The sequence below is a fragment of the Citrobacter sp. Cb004 genome, from assembly GCF_030337065.1.
Classification (GTDB): Bacteria; Pseudomonadota; Gammaproteobacteria; order Enterobacterales; family Enterobacteriaceae; genus Citrobacter; species Citrobacter braakii.
Map to the genome: position 1 here is coordinate 25,214 of NZ_JAOWCH010000047.1, position 24,386 is coordinate 49,599.

Genomic DNA, 24,386 nt, shown 5'->3' on the forward strand with positions numbered 1-24,386 from the left:
CAAGGAAATAAAAATTAATAAATTCAAGTGGTTACTGATGTTTCTTAACAAAGAAAACAGCTATCTCTTTGTTTTATAAAATCTAACGCGGCATACGTTGAGCGTGTTGCTGCTCCCAGGGATATTGCGTCTGGAATTAGTTTGCATTCATGGGAACATTGATTCAATCAAAATAAAACGATGTTTTAGTTATCTTCATCACATATTCCGAGCAAAAGTTCCTGAGTGCTCTGATTATTAAAAAAGCTGTGATCTTTTTGTGAAGAGATTAGGTGGGTTTTTGGCTAGCAGAATAATAGTGACTGTTGTGATTGTTGGTGCAACAAAGCGATTTATTCTTGTATTTAATTGCCAGAAAATCGCAAGCATTACATGTTAAAAAGTTGACTAAGAATGACCTGATTTACGCATGTTGACGAAATGGAAATCTATATGTGAAGTTGATCACAAATTTAAACACTGTTAGGGTAAAGAGGTCATTAACCGCCCAATCAGGCGTCAACAGGTTCGGTTGTACTGCTCGTTTCTCGTCAGTGTAAGTAAACCTGCTACGCTTGTTACAGGGAATGCGTCTGTGCATTCCCCGCTCGGTGATGACCTTGACGCAGGGGCGTTGAGGGACTCGATCTGTAGCGTGACAGGGCTAAGTCTATGAGGACGAGTATGCTAAAAAGGAAAAAAATAAAACCAATTACGCTGCGCGACGTTACCATCATTGATGACGGTAAACTGCGAAAAGCCATTACTGCGGCGTCGTTAGGTAATGCGATGGAGTGGTTTGATTTTGGTGTTTATGGGTTTGTTGCTTACGCATTAGGTAAAGTGTTCTTCCCTGGGGCTGACCCCAGCGTACAGATGGTTGCTGCACTTGCCACCTTCTCTGTTCCCTTTCTGATTCGACCGCTTGGCGGATTGTTCTTCGGTATGCTTGGCGATAAATACGGTCGTCAGAAGATCCTCGCTATCACCATTGTGATTATGTCGATAAGTACCTTCTGTATCGGTCTCATTCCCTCGTATGCCTCGATTGGTATCTGGGCGCCGATTCTGCTGTTGCTGTGTAAAATGGCGCAGGGGTTCTCGGTCGGCGGAGAGTATACCGGGGCGTCGATTTTTGTCGCAGAGTACTCGCCAGACCGTAAGCGCGGATTTATGGGCAGCTGGCTGGACTTCGGCTCGATTGCCGGGTTTGTGCTGGGTGCGGGCGTGGTAGTCCTGATCTCAACTATCGTCGGCGAAGAAAACTTCCTTGAGTGGGGCTGGCGTATTCCGTTCTTCCTGGCGCTACCGTTAGGGCTTATTGGCCTGTACCTGCGTCATGCACTGGAAGAGACTCCGGCGTTCCAGCAGCACGTGGATAAACTGGAGCAGGGCGATCGTCAGGGACTGCAGGACGGTCCGAAGGTGTCGTTTAAAGAGATTGCGACCAGGCACTGGCGCAGCCTGCTGGCATGTATTGGTCTGGTGATTGCCACCAACGTCACCTACTACATGCTGCTCACCTATATGCCGAGCTACCTGTCGCATAACCTGCATTACTCTGAAGACCACGGCGTGCTGATTATTATCGCCATCATGATTGGTATGCTGTTTGTGCAGCCGGTGATGGGTCTGCTCAGCGACCGCTTCGGACGCCGTCCGTTTGTGATTATGGGCAGTATTGCGCTGTTTGTGCTGGCTATTCCGGCATTTATTCTGATTAACAGTAACGTCATCGGCCTGATTTTCGCCGGGTTGCTGATGCTGGCGGTGATCCTCAACTGCTTTACCGGGGTGATGGCGTCAACGTTACCAGCGATGTTCCCGACGCATATTCGCTACAGTGCCCTGGCCGCAGCGTTTAATATCTCGGTATTGGTCGCCGGTCTGACACCGACGTTGGCCGCATGGCTGGTGGAAAGCTCGCAGAATCTGATGATGCCTGCTTATTATCTGATGGTGATTGCGGTGATAGGTTTAATTACCGGCGTGACCATGAAAGAGACGGCTAATCAGCCGCTGAAGGGGGCTACGCCTGCCGCTTCGGATATTCATGAAGCGAAAGAGCTCCTCGGCGAGCACTACGATAATATTGAGCATAAAATCGAAGATATCGATCAGGAAATTGCTGAGCTGCAGCTTAAGCGTACGCGCCTGGTGCAGCAGCATCCGCGGATTGATGAGTAATCATGTGATTTATCATATCCACTTAAGGTTGGCTTAATCTGTGTCAGGCAAACTCTCCTCCAGAGTATCGGAGGAGAGTGTCATGAAAAACCGCATTTATGAAAGTTTGACCACCGTGTACAGCGTGCTGATCGTCAGCAGCTTTTTGTACGTTTGGGTGAGTTCTTACTGACCTTTCGCTAATTCCACCCAAGCGCGAGTGCCGGTGGTTCCCTGACGATTTTGCAAATAGAAATGCCCGTGATGTAACTGGGTGATACGACTGACAATGCTCAGCCCCAGCCCAATCCCGCCAAAACGGCTGTCCATACGCACAAACGCTTTACTCAGCTCCCCGCATTTACTCTCATCAATGCCAGGGCCTTCATCTTCGACGGCGATAACGGCATCATGCTCTGTATTCAGGCTAATCGTAATATGGGTGCCTTCCGGGCTGTAACGATGCGCGTTCTCCACCAGATTTCGCAGCAGCATTCGTAATAGCGTCGCATCGCCACGTACGACAACGTCCGCCGTGCTTTGCGGTAGGAGCAGCGTCTGCTGACGCTGGTCCAGCATGGTGCTGAGTTCATCGTAGGAGGGCAAAATCACGTCCTCCAGCAGTTTGACGTGCTGGTAGCTCCCGGCCGAGAACGACTGTCCAACGCGGGCGAGTTGCAGCAGTTGCGACACGCTGTCCATCATTTGGTCAAGGCGGGCAATTAACGGTGAAACGTCGACCTTATGGGTTTTGGACAGTAATTCCAGATGCAGGCGAACGCCTGACAGTGGGGTGCGCAGTTCGTGGGCGACATCGGCGGTAAATAAGCGTTCGTTTTCAATGGTGCTCGTCAGCCGCGTCACCAGCTCGTTGAGCGCTGAGACGACCGCCTGGATCTCAACGGTTGAACTGTGAACTTCAATCGGAGCAAGGTTATCGGCTGCCCGCGTTTCTAACTCTTTTTGCAGATCCGCCAGCGGGCGAGTAATACGTCGTACTGCCTGGTAGCAAATCAGCAGCGTCAGGCTGACCATAAAGATACCGGGGACGATCAGGCTGGCGATGGCCTCGCGGATTTCATGCAGGATGTGGCGATCGTTGTTACGATTTTCGCGTAACGCCTGCTCAAATAGCTGTATTTGTTCGGTGCTTTCGTGCCACAACCAGAAGGTGCTAATCAACTGGAAGACCAGCAGAATAAGACCGATGGTCAGCATCAGGCGATGACGCAGCGGGAGCGGTTTTTTTAGATATTGCAGTAGCTTCACTTAGCTTTCCTCAGTGGCAACCAGCATATAGCCAAATCCCCTGACTGTGCGGATACGTGATTTACCCACTTTGTCCCGCAGGTTGTGAATGTGCACTTCCAACGTATTGGTCGACGGTTCGTTATCCCAGCTGTAGATGTCGTTATACAGGATCTCCCGGTGTACCGGGCTGCCCGCTTTAAGCATCAGGCGCGACAGGAGTGCGTATTCTTTCGGCGTTAAGATAACCTCTAGTCCATCCATCCACACCTGGCGACGACCGATATTCAGCGTCAGGTTACTGACAATGAGTTCACTTTCACCCTGATTGTTATGACGACGCAGCAGCGCCCGGATGCGGGCATGCAGTTCTTCCAGTGCGAACGGTTTGACCAGATAGTCATCGGCGCCAACGTCCAGCCCGCTGACCCGGTCTTTCACCGTATCGCGGGCGGTGAGGATAAGCACCGGCACGGTGTATTTTTTCTGTCTGATGCGGTTCAGGAAGTGCAGGCCGTCTTCATCCGGTAAGCCCAGGTCCAGAACCACCAGACTGTAATGGCCGGTCTCCAGACACTGCTCCGCGGCACGGGCCGTTGATACGCCGTCGCAGGCATAGCCTTCTGTTTGCGCGGCGAGTATCAGTCCCTGTAATAACAACGTATCGTCTTCAACAATCAGAATTTTCATTCGTTTAGCCTCCCCGGCAGGGTTGCAGAATATCATCTGCCGCCTGATATTTCTGTGTTTGCACGCCTGTTAATCCCAGCAGGGTTGAGAAGAGATTATCCTGTGAGAAGTCCTCTGAGCCTGCCCGTTTTTGCAAACATGTCTGAGAGACTTGATAGCGTTGCTGATAATCTTCTGAGAGCCACAGCAGCATCGGCACATGTTTTTGCGTATCTGGCGCAATCGAATATGGCAGGCCGTGTAAATAGATGCCATTTTCCCCTAAGGATTCACCGTGATCGGAAAGGTAGACCAGGCTGGTGGTGAAATTATCCTGATGCTCTTTCAGTATATTGATTGCTTTATCAACAATATAGTCGACGTAAAGAATGGTGTTGTCATAGGTATTGACCAACTGTTGCTGTGAACAAGTCTGGATTTCGTTGGTGTCACAGGTTGGCGTAAATTTCTTGAACTGCGCAGGATAGCGGTTGTAATAGGTCGGACCGTGGCTGCCGATGGTGTGCAGCACAATCACGCCGTCGCCTTGCAGGTTATTAATGTACTCTTCCAGCCCGTGGAACAGCACGTCATCGTAGCATTCCCCGTCAATACACTGCCCTGGCAGGTTCAGCTTAGTCATATTCTGGTGCGGTACCCGGTCGCATGCCCCTTTGCAGCCGCCGTCGTTATCGTTCCACAGAACGTTAATTCCCGCCCGCTGAATAATGTCGAGCACGCCTTCCTGATGCTGCGCCAGTTCTTCATCGTAGTGCGCGCGTGGCATACCCGAGAACATGCAGGGGACAGATACTGCCGTTGCCGTTCCGCAGGATGTGGTGCGGGGGAAATAGACCACATCATCTTTTTCCAGCAACGGGTTGGTCTGGCGCGAATAGCCTGACAGCGAGAAGTTATCGCCGCGTGAGGTCTCGCCGAGCACCACAATCGTCAGGTTCTTACGCTTTTCTTTCACCATCAACGGATTGCGATGGGCGTCTTCGCCAATGCGTACCAGCGGCAGGTGGGCCAGCCTCTGGTGTGAATACCAGGAAGAGGTCGCCACAATGCTGTTGGATGGGCTGAGGGATTTCACCAGTTCTTTATTGTTGCGAAACAGTGAGGCGTAATCTTTGTAGAAGAACGCGGCGACCAGCACGATCAGCAGCGCGGAGATCAGAATATTCGCGCCACGGAACAGTACGCTGCGCATGGCCGGGGCGATCGGTTTGATTCTTACCCAGCAGGCAATGAGCGCGGCGAGAATGCCGCTTACTCCGAGCGTGATGAGCATTTGCGGTGTCAGCAAAGCAAAGGTTTCGGCGGGTGTGGTGTCCATCATATTGGCGATCATCGAACGGTCAATGATGATGCCGTAGGTCATGATGAAATATTGGGCCGATGCGCCAACCAGAATGAAAACGCAGGCCACCAGGCGATTAAGCCACAGGAATGAGGCCAGCGTCAGCACAATGTTCATGACGCTGAAAGCGACGACCGGCATCGACAAAAACACCAGCAGGTTGCGCACAGAATCCAGGGGCAGTTCTTGCAGCACTTGTTTATAGAACGCAATGTTCAGGAAAGTCGCAAGATAAAATGAGATCAGGAGAAGCCAGCTGATTAGCCCGAGAGTGGGTCTTTTAAACAGGTGCTTTAACATTAAGGGGGGTTCCATCGACTAAGTGCTACAAATCCTCTCAAAGTAAAATTAAGCCAACCTTAAGTTCTTAATGTTGATTTCAGGAATCGCGGGGGGCGGCGTTGGCCCGATGAACTTACGCCATCGGGCAACGACGACTGTTTGCGTTAGTTATTGTTTACCGGAGCATCCAATGGATATGGGTTTTTATGGATCCGATTGTAGTTCAGTGCATACAGCGCGGTGATGATCATCAGTGTGACGAATGACCACATCACCTCTTTGGCACCGGAACCGACAACCGCCCAAATGCAGTAAACAAAAGCGATAAAGGTCACCAGTAAGTACATCGGACGCGCTTTACCAAAGTGACCATGGCCGAGCAGCAGCAGCGCGGCGCAGGTGTACAGATACGGTACCAGCGTGAAGATAACGGAGACCGAAGAGACCAGACCAAACTCTTTCGCAGCGTTTGGCGACATGCTGCTGAACTGGAAGATGGTCATCAGAATGCCGACGATAATTAACCCGGCTACCGGCGTACCGGCTTTGTTAACACGGGCAAAAATCGGTGGGAACAGGCCGTCATCGGCTGCCGCTTTGGCGGTTTGCCCGGCAAGCAGCGTCCAGCCGCCCAAGGAACCAAGGCACCCGGCCGCGGCGCAGAAGGAGACAATCGCCCCAGCGGTGTCACCCAGCGCCATGCGTGCGGCATCACCGAACGGGGAGGCTGAAACACGCAGCGCCGCGTTAGGGATCATACCCATAATCGCCGTGGTGGAGAGCACATAGCAAACGGCGGCAATCAGCACGCCGCCCATGGTGGCGATAGGCACGTTACGTTTGGGATTTTTAACCACACCTGCCGCGACGGAGGCGCTTTCTACGCCGATAAATGACCACAAGGTTACGTTCAGTGTGCTTTGAATCGCACCGAAGGTGTTCATACCGCTGACGTTCCATGCCGCCATATAGGTTTCACCCCGGAACCAGAACCAGCCGAAGACGGCAATACCGACAATTGGCACCAGCGCCAGTACCGTTGCGACGGCCTGTACACGGGTGATCATTTTTGGTCCGACAATGTTCAGCAACACGAAGATCCACAGCACCACGACGCAGGTCAGCGTCAGGACCAGCGGATCTTTTAAGATGGGGAAGAAGTAGCTCAGGTAACCGACGCCAATAACCACCATGGCGATGTTACCAATCCAGCAAGCCAGCCAGTACAGGACGTTGGTCTGGTAGCCCAAAAAAGGACCGAAACAGCGGCGGGCATAAGCGTAAGAACCACCGGGACTGGAGTCTAAGGACGACATTTTCGCGTACACCATCGACAGCGCCAAAGCACCGATAATAGTGACCAACCATCCGTAGATTGCAATCCCGCCAGTTGACGCAAGGTTTGCGGGTAGCAGGAATACACCGGAACCCATAATATTCCCCGACACCATAAGGGTGACGGGGATTAAGCCCACTTTGTGAGCATCAGCATCCGTCGACATATTTAGTAACTCCTGATAAGGATAAATGACGTCTTATCATACCTCTTCAGAAGACTATTTTATGATGGCGGACTGGGGGTATCGCTAATGCTGATATTATTATGGCTTATCGCTAACTGATTAAAAATCAGGCAGCGGATGGCTCCCTATGTTGACTGACATAATGCAGAGGCGTCATCCCATAGAACTCTTTGAATACGGAAATAAAGTACGAGGTACTGTTATATCCGCACAGTTGAGAGACCTGGGAAATGTTTTTGCCATCCATCAATAATTGATTGACGGCATAACGCATGCGACACGTGGTAATTATTTGGCTGTAACTTGTATTTTCACTTTTGAGCTTTTTCTTTAACAAACTGGGGCTCAGGCATAAGCAACTGGCAACCATGCTTAAATTCCAGTCTTTATGTATATCGCTCTCAATAATGTGATAAACGCTGTCGCTGATACGACTGCGTAGTATATGCATGAGCAGAGAAATAAACTTTTTGCTGCCGAGAAAGCGTGATAACACCGTGAACAGTAGCGAGCGCGTGCGCACACTTTCACCTTCGTCCATTGTGTCCATTACGCTATATTGGGCAGCCACCCGGAAGACATCCGGCGTCAGACAGACGGCGGTCATCACTGGGTTGGCACTGCGTTGCCAGAGTGGGATCTGTGAAAGGTCTTTATTTAAAAAACGTAGATAGTCTTTAATGATATCACGGCTGATATGTACGACCAGTGCGTTATTAAGTGATGAGAAATCGATAATATTATTATCGCATGCTACCAGCGCCATATGATTAGCTTTTAAGCTGATGGCTTCTTTACCGTTAATCCTTAACCAAACATCCTTCTCCGTTAATACAACAACACAAGCTGCTCTGCTGCAAACCCTCATACCCAAACTCCAGGAATATGAACATAAAACACCGTAGCTCACCATCAGATGAACCATATCGGCTAAATTGAAATTGTATGATGAATCCAGGACCGCATTAAAATAACGTGTCTGAAATTAATTACAATGTTTGGTGGGAATTTTCTTATGTACACTTTTTTTTACGCAAGTGGAAACGTGATATTTGCGTATAAAAAAAGCGCGGGGTGGTCCCGCGCAAAAAGGTATGACAATGTTATTGTTTTGCAGCAATACTCAGGAATTACTCAAGCATGACATGTCTACCTTAAAAATCGGACTATCTATAAAATGACATTATGCTTTCACGCACATGACGTGATATACACCGTCAATAATTTCCGTTCCTTCGGTTTCATGTTCAAATCCAGGGAAGTGGTGGTCCCAGGACTGCAACGAACGTAGATAACTAATCTGCGGGCTATTGGCGTCGCCAAAGTTTTCCCCGGACAGCAGCATTGGAATTCCCGGTGGGTAAGGAATCACGGAATTCGCAGCTATACGACCCGGCAGATTTTCAATGGCCACCATCTCAACGTTATCGCTGACTATCGCGTTATAGGCTTCACGCGGGGTGATTTCAGCAACAGGCAGGCCGGAGTAGGCCGCGTTGAGTCGGCTGCCAGGGGTGTTCTCTTTCAGCCAGGCAAACATGGTGTCGCCCAGATCGTGAATGCCCATGTTGGCGTAAGTGTCAGGATGTTCCTCAACCAGTTCTGGCATCACCTGCGCCAGCGGTGTATTGGCATCGTAATGGTGTTTGAATGAGCACAGGGTGTTGATCAGCGTGCCCCATTTCCCACGGGTAATCCCCATTGAGAACAGGAACATAATCTGGAAATCGGTGGTACGGGTCGGCACGATACCGTGGCGGCCAAGCCAGGCGGTGACCAGCGCTGCCGGTACGCCGCTCTCTTCCAGTTCGCCATCATCGCCCATCCCCGGCGCCAGAATACTGACTTTGATTGGGTCCAGCATGCTCCAGTTATCCGGCAGGTCTTTAAACCCGTGCCAGGATTCACCCGGACGCATCACCCAGCAGTTCTGGTCAGTGGTCAGGAGCTGGGTTGGCGCATCGGCAAAGTCATAGGTTTTGCCAGTTTGCGGGTCAGTCACCACTTCTTTGTTCCACGGTTTGAAGAACCAGTCGCCTTCGGCGGAAAATTCTTTGTACAAACGCGCCATGGCCTGACGGAAATCGACCGCTTCGTCGATCACTTCCTGGGTGAGCGACAGACCGCTGTTGCCGTCCATCATGGAGACCGCCACGTCGTTTGATGCGCAGATGGCATACAGCGGAGAGGTGGTGGCGTGCATCATGTACGCCTGGTTAAAGCGGGAGAAGTTCACGGCCCCACGACCTTCACGGACGTGAATGTAAGACGCCTGAGAGAGCGCATTCAACAGTTTGTGGGTCGAGTGGGTCGCAAAAACGGTAGGGCCGTTATGATCGCCCGGCGCGCCACGCATAGCGTAGTGATCGGTATAAATTGGGTTAAAGCGGGCATAGCCGTACCAGGCCTCATCGAAGTGGATGCGATCGCTGGTTTGCGCGAGCAGGTCCTGGGCCTCTTTGGCGTTGTAGCAAACACCGTCATAAGTACAGTTGGTCACAACGCTGTAAGACGGTTTTTGCCCGGCCTTGCCTTTGGTCAGCGGGCTTTCGCTGATTTTTTTCTGCAATGTTTCAGGTTGCATTTCTTGCGGGTAGATAGGGCCGATAATGCCGTACCGGTTGCGGCTTGGCACCATGTACACCGGTTTTGCGCCGGTGAGGATCAACCCCTGCTCGATAGATTTGTGGCAGTTACGATCCAGCACCACGACGTCGTTGTCGGTCATACAAGCCTGCATGATGGTGCGGTTAGAGCCGGATGTCCCAACCACTACAGACCAGGAGCGGTCAGCGCCAAACACGCGGGCGGCATATTTTTCGCTCTCGCCAAATGCGCCGGTATGATCCAGCAGTGAGCCGAGCGATGCGCGTTCAATACCCATGTCGCTACGGAATAAGTTTTCACCGTAGTAATCATGGTAAAAACGACCCGCCGGCGTTTTGGTAAATCCGACACCGCCCTGGTGACCAGGCGCCGCCCAGGAGTATTCATGGATGTCGCCGTACTTCATCAGCGCGCTGAACAGTGGCGGCAGAAGCTGCTGGCGGTAACGGGTCATCGCCGCAACGGCACGTCCGGCGATAAAGTCTGCGGTATCTTCCATAATCCAGGCGAATTCATCGACAAGCTCCAGCAGGTCGCGATCCAGCGATGCGGTGGCTTTTTCGCGATCGCCCAGCAGGAAAACGGGAACGTTTTGCTGGCGCTCGTGGAGCTTGCCGATCAATTGCCTGACGTTCAGGTGCTCGTCTTGTTGTTCCATTTGATAGCTAAACATCAGGCAATCAATGGCTTCATTAGCGGCGAGGATTGCGTAACCATCGTCGAATGAGGTGGACTTAATGACGGTAACATTTTGGCGGCTTAATGCGTCAGCCAGACGTTCGACAGCGCTACCGACCCAGGTGTCCTGATGCAGAAACTCACTTTCAACAATTAATACTTTCATCATCTTTTACCCGGTTGTGGAAAGGTTGCAATTTATGGATTGCAGACACACCGTATGAATGTGACGCAGGCAAGTATTATCCTGACAAAATGGGCTGTAAAGCGGGTGATAAATAGTCTGATTTGTGTTTAATTTGTTTTTAAACAAATACTTATGTTTGCTTATTGGCGATTTTTCACCGCTGTTTATCGACAGGGGGAATATTTTTTTGGCTGATACTGATATCGGCGAACGATAGGGATTGTAGGCCGGGGTAACGCCGGTGGTTTCTGGCTGCTCAGCCAGCCATTGTTTGCCGGCGCTGCTGGCTCAGTTTGCGGTACTGCTGCGGCGACATGCCGACAAACTTGCTGAAGGTGTCATAAAAACGGCTGCTGGATCGGAATCCCGCGGTCAACGCGACGTCAAGAATGGTTTTATCGGTATCGCTAAGCAATGCGCGGACGTGATTGATCCGCATTGCGGTGATGTACTGCTTCATGGTGAGTTGCATCACGCGCTGGAAAATCCCCATCGCGTAGTTGGCGTTGAGCTTCACGTGTTCCGCGACGTCGTTGATAGTGAGCACCTGATCGTAGTTATCGGCAATAAAACTCAGCATCTGGCTTACGTAAAACTGGGCGTGCCGCGAAACGCTGTTTTTGTGCGTCCGTGAAGTTTTATTGACCAGGATTGGCTGCCAGCCGGAAAGGCTAAACCGCTTGAGCATCAGACCAATTTCATCAATGGCGAGCTGGCGAATTTGCTCGTTCGGGTTGCTCAGCTCCTGTTGCCAGCGCTGAACTTCAAAGGTACTTAGCTGCTGCGATGCCAGCGATTTGATGACCATGCCATGGGTAACGTGGTTGATCAGTTCGCGATCCAGCGGCCAGGAAAGGAAAAGGTGCATCGGTAAATTGAAGATAGCCATGCTTTGGCAGCTGCCCGGACGCGTGAGCTGATGCGGCGTACAGGCCCAGAAAAGCGTAATGTGTCCCTGTTTTATCTGCACCACTTCGTTGTTGATGAGGTACTCAACGTCGCCATCAAACGGCACATTAATCTCCACCTGCCCATGCCAGTGGCTGGCAGGCATAGCATGCGGTGAGCGCAGCTCAATATCCATCCGTTGATATTCTGAGTACAGCGACAATGGGCTGCGGGTTTGCTCTTCATCGCTGCTGCACATGTGCGGATCGGGGGGAAGAGGCGATGTCGGTAATGTACTCATGGTTGCTCCATTTCCTGAATTATCAGAATCATGTCATTTGCTGCGCATTAAGGCTGAGAATCAGGACACAAATCGGACCGATATCATTGAGCATAGTGAGATTTTGGGGCCGCATACTCTGCTTTTCGTGCAATTTTGTCCCATAAACTCAGATCCAGTATGGGGCAAAGAGGCGATCTGAGTTTATGGGAATGCTCGCCAGGGAAGTCGGAAGTTTTCATCAATGCGCTGTGCCACCATGACTGTGTTCACTAATGTTCTGGAGAGTCATGATGTCTGCACCCAAAATTACCTTTATCGGCGCTGGTTCCACGATTTTCGTCAAAAATATCCTCGGGGACGTCTTTCATCGCGATGCGCTGAAATCTGCGCATATCGCCTTGATGGACGTCAATCCTACTCGGCTGGAAGAGTCACACATTGTGGTGCGTAAGTTGATGGACTCAGCGGGCGCGTCCGGGCGTATCACATGCTATACCGATCAAAAAGCGGCATTGCAGGATGCTGATTTTGTGGTGGTCGCTTTCCAGATTGGTGGCTATGAACCTTGTACCGTTACCGATTTTGCGGTGTGTAAACGCCATGGTCTGGAGCAGACGATTGCCGATACGTTGGGGCCAGGCGGCATTATGCGCGCGCTGCGCACTATCCCGCATTTATGGCAGATTTGTGAGGATATGACCGAAGTCTGCCCGCAGGCCACCATGCTTAACTACGTTAACCCGATGGCGATGAACACCTGGGCAATGTATGCGCGCTATCCGCATATTAAGCAGGTTGGATTGTGTCACTCGGTGCAAGGGACAGCGGAGGAGCTGGCCCGCGATTTGAACATCGACCCGGCCTCTTTGCGCTATCGCTGCGCCGGGATCAACCATATGGCGTTTTATCTGGAACTTGAGCGTAAAACGGCTGACGGTGCTTATGTGAATCTCTATCCGGAGCTGCTGGCGGCCTATGAATCTGGTCAGGCGCCGAAACCGAATCTTCACGGTAATACCCGTTGTCAGAACATTGTGCGCTATGAAATGTTCAAAAAGCTGGGCTATTTCGTCACTGAGTCGTCGGAGCATTTCGCGGAATATACGCCGTGGTTTATCAAACCAGGGCGTGAGGATCTGATTGAGCGCTATAAGGTTCCACTGGATGAGTATCCAAAACGCTGTGTGGAACAGCTGGCGAACTGGAACAAAGAGCTGGAAGAGTACAAAACGGCGGCGCGGATCGAGATTAAACCGTCACGTGAATATGCCAGCACTATCATGAACGCTATCTGGACCGGTGAACCGAGCGTGGTGTATGGCAACGTTCGCAATGACCATCTGATCGATAACCTGTCGCAAGGCTGTTGCGTGGAGGTGGCTTGCCTGGTCGATGCGAATGGTATCCAGCCAACGAAGGTGGGTACTCTCCCGTCACATTTGGCGGCCATGATGCAAACCAATATCAATGTTCAGACCCTGCTAACGGAAGCCATTCTGACGGAAAATCGCGATCGCGTTTATCACGCGGCGATGATGGATCCGCATACCGCTGCGGTATTGGGGATTGAGGAGATTTATGCGCTGGTGGACGACCTGATCGCGTCTCATGGCGACTGGCTGCCGGCCTGGTTACACCGTTAACACACCATTACGCCGGGCAGAGCATCCGGCGTTTAACCTCTGACGTTTCCTCTAACAGAAGGCGGGCGCTGGTAACGGCGACCCGATACCCTATGAGCATCTCTCTGAAAACAAAACTCAGTTACGGATTTGGAGCGTTTGGTAAGGATTTCGCCATCGGTATTGTGTACATGTACCTGATGTATTACTACACCGACGTGGTGGGATTATCGGTGGGGCTGGTCGGAACGTTGTTCCTGGCGGCAAGGGTCTGGGATGCGGTAAACGATCCCATCATGGGCTGGATTGTGAACGCCACCCGGTCGCGGTGGGGAAAATTTAAACCCTGGATCTTACTCGGTACGCTGGCGAACTCATTGGTGCTGTTTTTGCTTTTTAGCGCACATTTGTTTGAGGGCACTGCGCAAGTCGTATTTGTCTGCGTGACGTATATATTATGGGGAATGACCTACACCATTATGGATATTCCATTCTGGTCGCTGGTGCCAACTATTACGCTGGATAAACGCGAGCGTGAACAACTGGTGCCGTTCCCTCGTTTCTTCGCAAGCCTGGCTGGGTTTGTCACCGCGGGGGTGACGTTGCCCTTTGTGAGCTATGTCGGCGGTGCCGATCGTGGCTTTGGTTTCCAGATGTTTACGCTGGTGCTGATTGCATTCTTTATCGTTTCTACCGTTGTTACGCTGCGTAATGTGCATGAGGTTTATTCGTCAGATAGCGAGGCAACGACGGACAGCAGTCGTCTTGGGCTGAAAGCGATCGTTGGGCTCATCTATAAAAACGACCAGTTATCCTGCCTGCTAGGCATGGCGCTGGCTTACAATATTGCCGCCAATATCATTGCTGGCTTTGCCATTTACTATTTTACTTATGTGATTGGCGATGCAAGCCTCTTCCCGTACTACATGTCTTACGCAGGAGCGGCAAACCTGCTGACGCTGATTTTCTTTCCTCGATTGGTAAAAGCGTTGTCACGACGGATCCTGTGGGCTGGGGCATCCGTGCTGCCGGTGCTCAGCTGTATTGTTTTGCTGGTGATGGCGTTAGCCGGTTTCCATAACATCTTACTCATTGTTATTGCTGGTATTTTACTGAATATTGGTTCAGCGCTTTTCTGGGTGTTGCAGGTCATTATGGTGGCGGATACCGTTGATTACGGTGAATACAAACTTAACGTACGTTGTGAAAGTATCGCTTATTCAGTGCAGACGATGGTGGTAAAAGGAGGGTCAGCGTTTGCCGCTTTCTTTATCGCAGTGATACTTGGGGTGATTAATTACGCGCCGAATGTCGCGCAGTCTGCAGAAACCATTGTTGGTATGCAATTCATTATGATCGCGCTACCAGCACTCTTTTTTGTGGTGACCTTAGTCCTTTACTTCCGCTTTTACCGACTGAACGGCGACACGCTGCGCAGGGTCCAGATTCATTTGTTGGATAAGTACCGTAAGGTGCCGCAGCACCATGAGCAACCGGATATCCCGGCTATTGCGATAGTCACCCCAGGTGATGTGAAGGCGTAGCTATGGAATGGCATTCGTGGATTGGGTATTTGGCGGCTAGCCTGACGACGCTCTCATTCTTACCGCAAGCGATTAAGGTCATTACCACCCGCAACACGCAGGGTATCTCCGGTTTAATGTATGTAATGTTTGTGTGTGGGCTGGTGTTGTGGCTGATTTATGGATTATTGATTGAAGATACTGCCGTCAGCATGGCGAACTTTCTGACACTCCTGTTCGCCTTGCCGATTCTGGTTATCAAGTCTCGCAATGGGTAGGGCAGATTGCCGGATAAGCGTCAGCGCTATCCGGCAGTTTTTAACTGTCTGTTATGCCAGCCCGCCAACACGAGCACCGTGGTTAGCGCACCGAGCAGGGCGCAGAACATATCCGACTGGGTATCCCACGGGTCGCCCTGCGTCCCGAGAAAATCATCCGCTCCCTGACCCATCGCCAGCGCCGCCCACCATTCGATCAGCTCATACATCGCGCTAATCGCCAGCGCCACGCAGCAGACCAAAAATGCCAGCATTTTGCGGCCACGAACTATATTACCGCGCACTAAAATCTCTCTTGCCGTCAGGGCGGGCACCAGACCCTGGAAGAAGTGACCCAGCTTGTCATAGGGGTTACGACTGAGATCCAGCCACTCCTGAACCTGAAAACCGACAGGGACTTTAGCGTAGGTATACATACCGCCGACCATCAGAATGATGGCGTGCAAGAAAATGAGCGTGTAGAGCAATGGCGTCAGCGGGTAGCGCTTCACGGTCGCCAGCAACAGTGGGACGACAATAATGACCGGCGTAACTTCCATCAGCCAGGTGATTTTCTCCGTGGCAGAGACACCGGTGTAGATAAGTATTAGCGCCAGGAGCAGCGCGCCAGAGTGCAAGATTGTGGAGTTCAGTGTGCGGAGCATGGCGAATTCACAAGTAATGGAAAAGGTTACTATTCCCTGTGAGCGGCAAAAATTCAACGCCAGTAAATGGGGGGATAAAGTTGGCCCGGGGGGATCACTGGACTGACGCCAAAAATCTGTTGTCAGTCCAGTGCCGGGCCGAATGGGTTACTTCGCGCAGTTAGCGCATTGTTTGCTGACGATTTGCTGGAAGAAATCGTTGCCTTTGTCATCGACCAGAATGAAAGCCGGGAAATCTTCGACTTCGATTTTCCAGATAGCTTCCATACCCAGCTCCGGGTATTCCACGCATTCCAGATGTTTAATACTCTGCTGCGCAAGTACCGCTGCCGGGCCACCAATGCTGCCTAAATAGAAGCCGCCGTGTTTATGGCAGGCGTCTGTCACCTGCTGGCTACGGTTACCTTTTGCCAGCATGATCATGCTGCCGCCGTGAGACTGTAGCAGGTCAACATAGGAGTCCATACGACCCGCAGTGGTTGGCCCTAAAGAGCCGGACGGATAACCCGCAGGTGTTTTGGCCGGGCCCGCGTAGTAGATAGGGTGATCTTTCACGTACTGCGGCAGACCTTCGCCGGATTCAATACGTTCTTTTAGCTTCGCGTGGGCAATATCGCGACCGACAATGATGGTGCCGCTCAGCGACAGACGGGTAGAAACCGGATACTGAGAGAGCTGAGCGAGGATCTCTTTCATTGGGCGGTTAAGGTCAACTTTAACCACTTCACCTTCGCCTGCCTGGCGCAGCGACTCCGGAATGTACTGGGCTGGGTTATGTTCCAGTTTTTCGATCCAGATCCCTTCGCGGTTAATCTTGGCCTTGATGTTACGGTCTGCGGAGCAAGACACACCCATACCAACCGGGCAGGATGCGCCGTGGCGAGGCAGGCGGATCACGCGGATATCGTGCGCGAAGTATTTCCCGCCAAACTGGGCGCCGAGGCCGAGTTTCTGCGCTTCTTCCAGTAGTTCCTGTTCCAGTTGCAGATCGCGGAACGCCTGGCCGTGCGCATTACCTTCAGTCGGCAGTGCGTCATAGTAGTGTGTGCTGGCCAGCTTCACCGTTTTCAGGGTGCTTTCCGCTGACGTGCCGCCAATGACGAATGCAATGTGGTACGGCGGGCATGCTGCGGTACCCAGCGTGCGCATTTTCTCAACCAGGAAGTTTTTCAGTTTGCCGGGCGTTAGCAGCGCTTTGGTTTCCTGATACAGATAGGTTTTGTTCGCTGAACCGCCGCCTTTGGCCACGCACAGGAATTTGTATTCGTCACCGTCCACGCTGTACAGGTCGATTTGTGCGGGCAGGTTGGTGCCGGTATTCACTTCTTTGTACATATCCAGCGCCGCGTTTTGCGAGTAGCGCAGGTTATCTTCAATATAGGTATTAAATACGCCCTTGGAGAGTGCCGCTTCGTCGCCGCCACCGGTCCAGACGCGCTGACCTTTTTTACCCATGATAATTGCCGTACCGGTGTCCTGGCAGGTTGGCAATACGCCTTTAGCCGCGATTTCGGAGTTTCTCAGGAACTGCAGCGCTACGTATTTATCGTTTTCGCTGGCTTCGGGATCATGGAGAATTGAGGCGACTTGCTGTTGGTGTTCAGGGCGGAGCATGAAGGAGGCATCGTGGAAGGCTTGTTGGGCCAGTAGCGTAAGTGCTTCAGGGGCTACTTTCAGGATTGTTTCGCCTTCAAACTCGCCGACGCTGACGTGATCGGAGGTCAGCAGGTAGTACTCAGTTTTGTCTTCCCCCAGTGGGAAAGCCGCCTGATAAGTGAATTCAACTTTTGACATTTGCTTCCAGCCTTTTCATTTTTCTCAGGAATTTTAAAATTCTCTGTGTCTTGACGGTGGCGTGCCGTTCCAAAGCGGACGGCACGCGCACTGTAATTACAGGAAACCGTACATTGCAGCGAAGATCCAACCAAAGACACAGGATACGCTCACGCCGATCAACCCAGGTAGAATGAAGCTGTGGTTGATAACGAAACGGCCAATGTGGGTGGTGCCGGAACGGTCAAACTGAATAGCCGCCAGATCGCTCGGGTAAGTCGGCAGAATGTAGTAACCGTAACATGCCGGAGCGGAAGCAACGATGTACGCTGGATCAACCCCAATTGCCAGTGCGACCGGAACAATTGCCGCCAGCGCCGCAGCCTGGGAGTTTACAAATTTGGAAACCAACAGCAGAACAATTGCATAGGCCCACGGATACTCTTTCACCATATTGCCCAGCACACCTTCGATTTCCGTCATGTGCGCGCCGAACATTGTTTCGGCCATCCAGGCAATACCGTACACCGCCACAATCGCGATCATACCGGAACGGAAGACTTCGTTTTTAGATATTGAAGCGGGATTGGTCTTCGTCAGGATAATAATCAGCGCACCGGTCAGCAGCATGAACATCTGGATAACCAGTACCATTGACAGCGGTTTGCCGCTGAAGGTAGGGCGCAGCTCAGAGAACGCGCCGAGCACGGCAACAACGGCGATAGCGGCAAGGAAGATCCACATGGCCAGCCAATTGCTTTTCGGCAGCTTTTTGTCTAACAGTGTGGCGGTATCACCATAAACGTAGTTGTGGTTTTCAGGGACGGAAATAAACTTCTGGAACTCTTCATCTTTATCCAGATCTTTACCGCGGAACCAACTGAAGATACCGATCGCCAGGATACCCAACAGGGTAGACGGGATAGTGATGCTAAGCAGGTCGAGGAATTCAAGATGCTTGCCTTCAAACGTTACGTTACCCAGCATTGCGACCAGTGATACAACGGCCACGGACACCGGGCTGGCGATAATCCCCATCTGCGCACCGATAGAACTCGCCGCCATCGGACGTTCCGGGCGAATATTGTTCTTAATGGCAACGTCATAAATGATTGGCAGGATGGTGTATACCACGTGGCCTGTACCGCAGAGAATCGTCAGGGTGCAGGTAACGAACGGGGCGACGATGGAAACGTATTTTGGGTTACGGCGCAGCAGCTTTTCAGCGATTTGCAGCATAACGTCAAGGCCGCCGGAGGCTTGCAAGGTTGCCGATGCGGCCACCACGGCAATAATAACCAGCATTACATCTACAGGTGGTTTACCCGGCTGGAGATGGAAAACGAAAACCAGAATGACCAGGCCGATACCGCCTAATAAACCCAGCGCGATACCGCCCTTTCTGGCACCATAAAACAAACATATTAATATTATAAGAAGTTGTATACTAAATAACATTTTATTTACCCTCGCGAAAAAACCAGTCAATTTTTTGAAAAATGGATCTGTGCCACATTCTTTTTTGCCGAAATAGGCATCAAAAAATGGTCAGTATTCGATATGTCCGTATTTGCGATTAATGTTCAAATGTCTTGCTAGATTGTTTTTTTAACGTTATGGCGATATTTAGCTTTTTTCTGTGGCTTTGATCAGAGGAGAGAATCCTCAGGCGATGGGAGGCAGAGCTGGACATGGAGAGCTGCGGTTGACGCTGTAATTTATCTGTTTTGCGTTTTCCGCTATTACGTGAACCACCGACAGAATGGGTGAGTAGGTTATTTGTGTGATCACGCTCACGCCATTTCATAATGTGATGAGGTTGGCGTGCGGATACTTTTATTTGCTCACAAAAATGTACGGTGTCCATGGTACGTAGCATGGTCTCCATTGCTACCAGTCTAGATTTTGTATGTCTGGTTAATTTCAGACTAATCCTTTATGGGTAAAAATACACACTCTGCGAGCTAGATAATACTTAATTAACTTTTGTTAGCGATTTTGAAATTAAAAACAGTGTGACGTTAATCAATATTAAAATAATACATGTAACATGCTGGATACAAATATATTTGATCTAACGCAAATTTATAATTCTGCAGCATGATTCAGAAAAGAAGGGATTTTTCATTATTTTAATAATTGTTACTTTCAAATAACAAATAATCCCAAATTGTTTTTATTGGCAATATTGTTTTAGTAATGAGTAATGTTCAGCCTGAACGCGGTAACGATAAACCGGTCTACCGGTTACGCCATAATGGATGCTGGTAAATAGGATGTGACAATTGACGAGCCAGATAAGATATTTACGGCAAGAAACGCGCGAGATATTGACCTCGTTGGCCAGTTCATCGGTGGAGAATTCCTGATCCTGATGCTCATCAATCCACTGGCACAGCGTGCGTAACGTTTGTGGCGTTAATCCTTTAGGTAAGCGCCGCGCTTCCTGTTCATTGGAGGAGCTGCCGTGAATCAACTGGTCAAGCTCAGACTGTTCATAGTACTGATGCTTTTCCATCTCGGTTTTCTTCTGTAGCCAGCCGGTCAGCGCCTCTTCAAAACGTGACGCCTGGAACGGTTTGATCAGGTAGTCAACGACACCATAGTGGAGAGAGTCTTTGATGGTGGTCGCGTCAGCGGCGGAAGAGATGACAATGACATCACACTTGCAACCTTCGCTGTGCAATACAGGCAACAGATCCAGACCGTTTTCTTTTTGCATATAAATATCAAGCAAAATCAAATCGATATGATTACCGCTATGAAAGATTATCTCTTTTGCTTTCTCCAGCGTGGAGGCTGTGCCGCAGCAATGAAAACCGGAGAGTTGCGCGACATAACGGCGGTTTAATTCCGCTACCATTGCATCGTCATCGACAATTAAGACATTGATCATCTGCTGGCCCTCTCACCATTCCACGGTAACTGTACAAAAAATTGGGTGAAGATCCCAGGTTCTGACTCGACGGAAATATTGCCGCCAACGTTTTCAACCTGTTGTTTAACAAGTGCTAAACCAACGCCCCGTTCGGTTCCTTTTGACGAAACGCCTTTCTCAAAGATGTGCTCAATGTGTTCGGGGGCAATCCCCGGACCATCGTCATTCACTTCGCAATGCAACCAGCCGTGTCGATAATGCAAGGATACGCTGATCTCGCCACCAGGTTCTTGACCTAGCGCCTCCAGGGCGTTTTCAATTAAATTCCCCAGAACGGTAATCAGCACAGCCACCTGATCTTCGTTGCTGTTTTCCGGCAACTGGCTTTCATTGCTGATCACCAGGCTATGGCCTAAATCAGATGTGCGATTAATCTTACTGAGTAAAAATCCTGCGATCACCGGGGATTTTATTTTTCCTAATAGTGAGCCAATCTCTTCCTGATAACTGTTCGCGGTCTTCAGGATGTAATTTTCAAGCTGCTTATAACTTTTCAGATGCAATAATCCCAGAATCACGTGCAATTTATTCATGAATTCGTGGGATCGTTCACGAAGTGCGTCGGCATAGTTGACCATGCCGTCCAGTCGTTGCATTAATTTTCGGACTTCAGTCTTATCTCTGAATGTTGAAATGGCCCCGATGATTTTACCGTTGCTGAGTACCGGAACCGTGTTAATTAAGAGTAGCCGATCCTTCACCATGATCTCTTCATCGCGACGCGGCGTTCCGTCATGCAGTACCTGTGAAAAATCGACCACTTTTGACCATGCGTGGCTGAGCGTGGAGAGCTGGGCATCGTCTTGCGATTTGTGGTAATCCAGCAACTCTTGTGCCGCCTGGTTTATCAGCGTCACTTCACCGCACTCGTCAACGGCAATGACGCCTTCCTTTATAGAGTGCAGCATCGCCTGGCGTTGTTCGAACAGATTGGAGATTTCATAAGGCTCCAGACCAAACAGAATACGCTTGAGGACTTTGACAAATACCCATGTGCCGAGCAGCCCAACCAGCACGCCAAATAAGATGGACCAAAAGATGCTGCCACGGCTGTTATTGATCTGCTCAGTCACCCTGCTTAGCTCAAGGCCGATCGACACGACGCCTATCTGCCGATGATGCTCGTTATAAATAGGGGTAAATACGCGCAGGGCTTGCGCCAGAAATCCGCGATTAATGGCGACATTCTCTTTCCCTTGCAGGGCCAGCAAAATGTCATCGCCTTTAAACGGCTGACCGATTCGCTGCGCTTCGGGATGGGAGTAACGAATGCTTTGCATATCGGTGACGACGATGAACAAAAAATCGTTGCTTTTATTCACCGCCTGGGCAATCGCCTGAATACCGCTTTCCTCGGGCTTTTTCATTAGCCCCTGGCGGATCTCCGGGGAGTTTGCCAGCGTTCGTGCGACCGCAAGCGCTTTACCCGCTAATGCATCGCGCGTCATGTTGCTGATTTGCGAGAAATAAATCAGATGAACGACAAGCAGCACGGAGAAGAGTACCGCACTGACCATGAGGATCACGGTAGTGCCGAGCTTCATTGGGCGTTTGCGTATAGCAGTACGTTGCAGAGAGTGTCTCATCACGGTCCTGGAATCACGGTTTGTATGGGTATTATCGCCTGATGGGATGCGTAATTCAAAGGTGGTAGGGATGATGGGGCATGGGCTGCCTGGGCTTTTCTTCTATATATAACGTGGAGCGAGTCTCTTTTTATATAGAGATTTCCTTATCTGCTTTCACTTCTTTCAGGGAGGCTGACCACTATTTTGCTTACGATTGTGGATAACTCTGTGTGTAAATGGGTATAAGGCGGGGTTTTGCTGTGGAATGCAGCGGTCAGTCATTTTTCTGCAATTTAAGGGTTGCGGGCCGCGGGAAACTCCCTATAATGCGCCTCCATCGACACGGCGGATGTGAATCACTTTACACAAACAGCCGGTTCGGTTGAAGAGAAAAACCTGAAAATGAGGGTTGACTCTGAAAGAGGAAAGCGTAATATACGCCACCTCGCGACAGAGCGCTAAAGCGCGTCGCAACTGCTCTTTAACAATTTATCAGACAATCTGTGTGGGCACTCGAAGATACGGATTCTTAACGTCGCAAGACGAAAAATGAATACCAAGTCTCTGAGTGAACACGTAATTCATTACGAAGTTTAATTCACGAGCATCAAACTTAAATTGAAGAGTTTGATCATGGCTCAGATTGAACGCTGGCGGCAGGCCTAACACATGCAAGTCGAACGGTAGCACAGAGGAGCTTGCTCCTTGGGTGACGAGTGGCGGACGGGTGAGTAATGTCTGGGAAACTGCCCGATGGAGGGGGATAACTACTGGAAACGGTAGCTAATACCGCATAACGTCGCAAGACCAAAGAGGGGGACCTTCGGGCCTCTTGCCATCGGATGTGCCCAGATGGGATTAGCTAGTAGGTGGGGTAACGGCTCACCTAGGCGACGATCCCTAGCTGGTCTGAGAGGATGACCAGCCACACTGGAACTGAGACACGGTCCAGACTCCTACGGGAGGCAGCAGTGGGGAATATTGCACAATGGGCGCAAGCCTGATGCAGCCATGCCGCGTGTATGAAGAAGGCCTTCGGGTTGTAAAGTACTTTCAGCGAGGAGGAAGGTGTTGTGGTTAATAACCACAGCAATTGACGTTACTCGCAGAAGAAGCACCGGCTAACTCCGTGCCAGCAGCCGCGGTAATACGGAGGGTGCAAGCGTTAATCGGAATTACTGGGCGTAAAGCGCACGCAGGCGGTCTGTCAAGTCGGATGTGAAATCCCCGGGCTCAACCTGGGAACTGCATCCGAAACTGGCAGGCTAGAGTCTTGTAGAGGGGGGTAGAATTCCAGGTGTAGCGGTGAAATGCGTAGAGATCTGGAGGAATACCGGTGGCGAAGGCGGCCCCCTGGACAAAGACTGACGCTCAGGTGCGAAAGCGTGGGGAGCAAACAGGATTAGATACCCTGGTAGTCCACGCCGTAAACGATGTCGACTTGGAGGTTGTGCCCTTGAGGCGTGGCTTCCGGAGCTAACGCGTTAAGTCGACCGCCTGGGGAGTACGGCCGCAAGGTTAAAACTCAAATGAATTGACGGGGGCCCGCACAAGCGGTGGAGCATGTGGTTTAATTCGATGCAACGCGAAGAACCTTACCTACTCTTGACATCCAGAGAAGTTTGCAGAGATGCGAACGTGCCTTCGGGAACTCTGAGACAGGTGCTGCATGGCTGTCGTCAGCTCGTGTTGTGAAATGTTGGGTTAAGTCCCGCAACGAGCGCAACCCTTATCCTTTGTTGCCAGCGGTTCGGCCGGGAACTCAAAGGAGACTGCCAGTGATAAACTGGAGGAAGGTGGGGATGACGTCAAGTCATCATGGCCCTTACGAGTAGGGCTACACACGTGCTACAATGGCATATACAAAGAGAAGCGACCTCGCGAGAGCAAGCGGACCTCATAAAGTATGTCGTAGTCCGGATTGGAGTCTGCAACTCGACTCCATGAAGTCGGAATCGCTAGTAATCGTGGATCAGAATGCCACGGTGAATACGTTCCCGGGCCTTGTACACACCGCCCGTCACACCATGGGAGTGGGTTGCAAAAGAAGTAGGTAGCTTAACCTTCGGGAGGGCGCTTACCACTTTGTGATTCATGACTGGGGTGAAGTCGTAACAAGGTAACCGTAGGGGAACCTGCGGTTGGATCACCTCCTTACCTTAAAGAA

The 24,386-nt window shown here is 50.8% G+C and carries 18 protein-coding genes and 1 rRNA gene; 6 read left to right on the forward strand and 13 right to left on the reverse strand.

Annotation, left to right across the window (positions count from 1 at the left end):
• Window positions 1–663 precede the first annotated feature (663 nt).
• Entirely contained in the window at window positions 664–2,166 is a 1,503-nt protein-coding gene (gene proP / locus OGV65_RS07890) for a glycine betaine/L-proline transporter ProP (protein ID WP_016155405.1), read from the forward strand.
• 82 nt (window positions 2,167–2,248) lie between these two features.
• Window positions 2,249–2,338: an LpxT activity modulator PmrR gene (pmrR, locus tag OGV65_RS07895; RefSeq protein ID WP_286454813.1), complete on the forward strand. Its 90-nt coding sequence runs from the start codon at window positions 2,249–2,251 to the stop codon at window positions 2,336–2,338.
• On the opposite strand, the gene pmrB is transcribed toward pmrR, so the two are convergent.
• The 7 genes from pmrB to melR form a co-directional block, all read right to left on the reverse strand.
• Entirely contained in the window at window positions 2,332–3,414 is a 1,083-nt protein-coding gene (gene pmrB / locus OGV65_RS07900) for a two-component system sensor histidine kinase PmrB (protein ID WP_016155407.1), read from the reverse strand. The genes pmrR and pmrB overlap by 7 nt on opposite strands.
• Window positions 3,415–4,083 carry a two-component system response regulator PmrA gene (gene pmrA / locus OGV65_RS07905; RefSeq protein ID WP_049282260.1) on the reverse strand — a complete coding sequence of 223 codons (669 nt, stop codon included), beginning with the start codon at window positions 4,081–4,083 and terminating at the stop codon, window positions 3,415–3,417.
• Between the two features lie 4 nt (window positions 4,084–4,087).
• On the reverse strand, window positions 4,088–5,725 hold the full coding sequence (eptA, locus tag OGV65_RS07910) for a phosphoethanolamine transferase EptA (protein ID WP_047499583.1): 1,638 nt from the start codon (window positions 5,723–5,725) through the stop codon (window positions 4,088–4,090).
• Between the two features lie 146 nt (window positions 5,726–5,871).
• A complete protein-coding gene (adiC, locus tag OGV65_RS07915) occupies window positions 5,872–7,209 on the reverse strand; it encodes an arginine/agmatine antiporter (RefSeq protein WP_003031853.1) in 1,338 nt (445 codons plus the stop codon).
• 127 nt (window positions 7,210–7,336) lie between these two features.
• Complete coding sequence (locus OGV65_RS07920) at window positions 7,337–8,098, reverse strand: AraC family transcriptional regulator (RefSeq protein ID WP_016155411.1); 762 nt, start codon at window positions 8,096–8,098, stop codon at window positions 7,337–7,339.
• 315 nt (window positions 8,099–8,413) lie between these two features.
• Window positions 8,414–10,681, reverse strand: coding sequence for an arginine decarboxylase (gene adiA / locus OGV65_RS07925; RefSeq protein ID WP_286454816.1), 2,268 nt, complete (start codon window positions 10,679–10,681; stop codon window positions 8,414–8,416).
• A 277-nt stretch (window positions 10,682–10,958) separates the two neighbouring features.
• On the reverse strand, window positions 10,959–11,891 hold the full coding sequence (gene melR / locus OGV65_RS07930; protein ID WP_016155413.1) for a transcriptional regulator MelR: 933 nt from the start codon (window positions 11,889–11,891) through the stop codon (window positions 10,959–10,961).
• A 269-nt stretch (window positions 11,892–12,160) separates the two neighbouring features.
• Here melR and melA point away from each other — a divergent pair, with 269 nt between their 5' ends.
• The 3 genes from melA to OGV65_RS07945 all read left to right on the forward strand — a co-directional run bounded on the left by melA (window position 12,161) and on the right by OGV65_RS07945 (window position 15,296).
• Entirely contained in the window at window positions 12,161–13,516 is a 1,356-nt protein-coding gene (melA, locus tag OGV65_RS07935; protein WP_286454815.1) for an alpha-galactosidase, read from the forward strand.
• 92 nt (window positions 13,517–13,608) lie between these two features.
• Window positions 13,609–15,039 (forward strand): melibiose:sodium transporter MelB, encoded by a 1,431-nt coding sequence (gene melB / locus OGV65_RS07940; RefSeq protein WP_103928839.1) that lies wholly within the window; start codon window positions 13,609–13,611, stop codon window positions 15,037–15,039.
• 2 nt (window positions 15,040–15,041) lie between these two features.
• Window positions 15,042–15,296, forward strand: a complete 255-nt coding sequence (locus OGV65_RS07945; RefSeq protein WP_016155416.1) for a SemiSWEET transporter — start codon at window positions 15,042–15,044, stop codon at window positions 15,294–15,296.
• Window positions 15,297–15,322: 26 nt separating this feature from the next.
• Here the strand turns inward: OGV65_RS07945 and OGV65_RS07950 are convergent, their stop codons facing one another.
• The 6 genes from OGV65_RS07950 to OGV65_RS07975 all read right to left on the reverse strand — a co-directional run bounded on the left by OGV65_RS07950 (window position 15,323) and on the right by OGV65_RS07975 (window position 22,237).
• Window positions 15,323–15,940, reverse strand: coding sequence for a DUF2238 domain-containing protein (locus OGV65_RS07950; protein WP_016155491.1), 618 nt, complete (start codon window positions 15,938–15,940; stop codon window positions 15,323–15,325).
• 147 nt (window positions 15,941–16,087) lie between these two features.
• Window positions 16,088–17,734 carry a class I fumarate hydratase FumA gene (gene fumA / locus OGV65_RS07955; RefSeq protein WP_016155418.1) on the reverse strand — a complete coding sequence of 549 codons (1,647 nt, stop codon included), beginning with the start codon at window positions 17,732–17,734 and terminating at the stop codon, window positions 16,088–16,090.
• Window positions 17,735–17,830: 96 nt separating this feature from the next.
• A complete protein-coding gene (dcuB, locus tag OGV65_RS07960; protein WP_003031873.1) occupies window positions 17,831–19,171 on the reverse strand; it encodes an anaerobic C4-dicarboxylate transporter DcuB in 1,341 nt (446 codons plus the stop codon).
• A 118-nt stretch (window positions 19,172–19,289) separates the two neighbouring features.
• Window positions 19,290–19,592 carry a hypothetical protein gene (locus OGV65_RS07965; protein ID WP_200108564.1) on the reverse strand — a complete coding sequence of 101 codons (303 nt, stop codon included), beginning with the start codon at window positions 19,590–19,592 and terminating at the stop codon, window positions 19,290–19,292.
• A 297-nt stretch (window positions 19,593–19,889) separates the two neighbouring features.
• The gene (gene dcuR, locus OGV65_RS07970) at window positions 19,890–20,609 is read right to left on the reverse strand and encodes a two-component system response regulator DcuR (RefSeq protein WP_016155419.1); all 720 of its coding nucleotides are present in this window, start codon (window positions 20,607–20,609) and stop codon (window positions 19,890–19,892) included.
• On the reverse strand, window positions 20,606–22,237 hold the full coding sequence (locus OGV65_RS07975; RefSeq protein ID WP_049282257.1) for a sensor histidine kinase: 1,632 nt from the start codon (window positions 22,235–22,237) through the stop codon (window positions 20,606–20,608). Before OGV65_RS07975 ends, dcuR begins: the two co-directional genes overlap by 4 nt.
• 597 nt (window positions 22,238–22,834) lie before the next feature.
• Here OGV65_RS07975 and OGV65_RS07980 point away from each other — a divergent pair.
• Window positions 22,835–24,376: ribosomal RNA gene (locus tag OGV65_RS07980) — 16S ribosomal RNA — on the forward strand.
• Window positions 24,377–24,386: the final 10 nt, after the last annotated feature.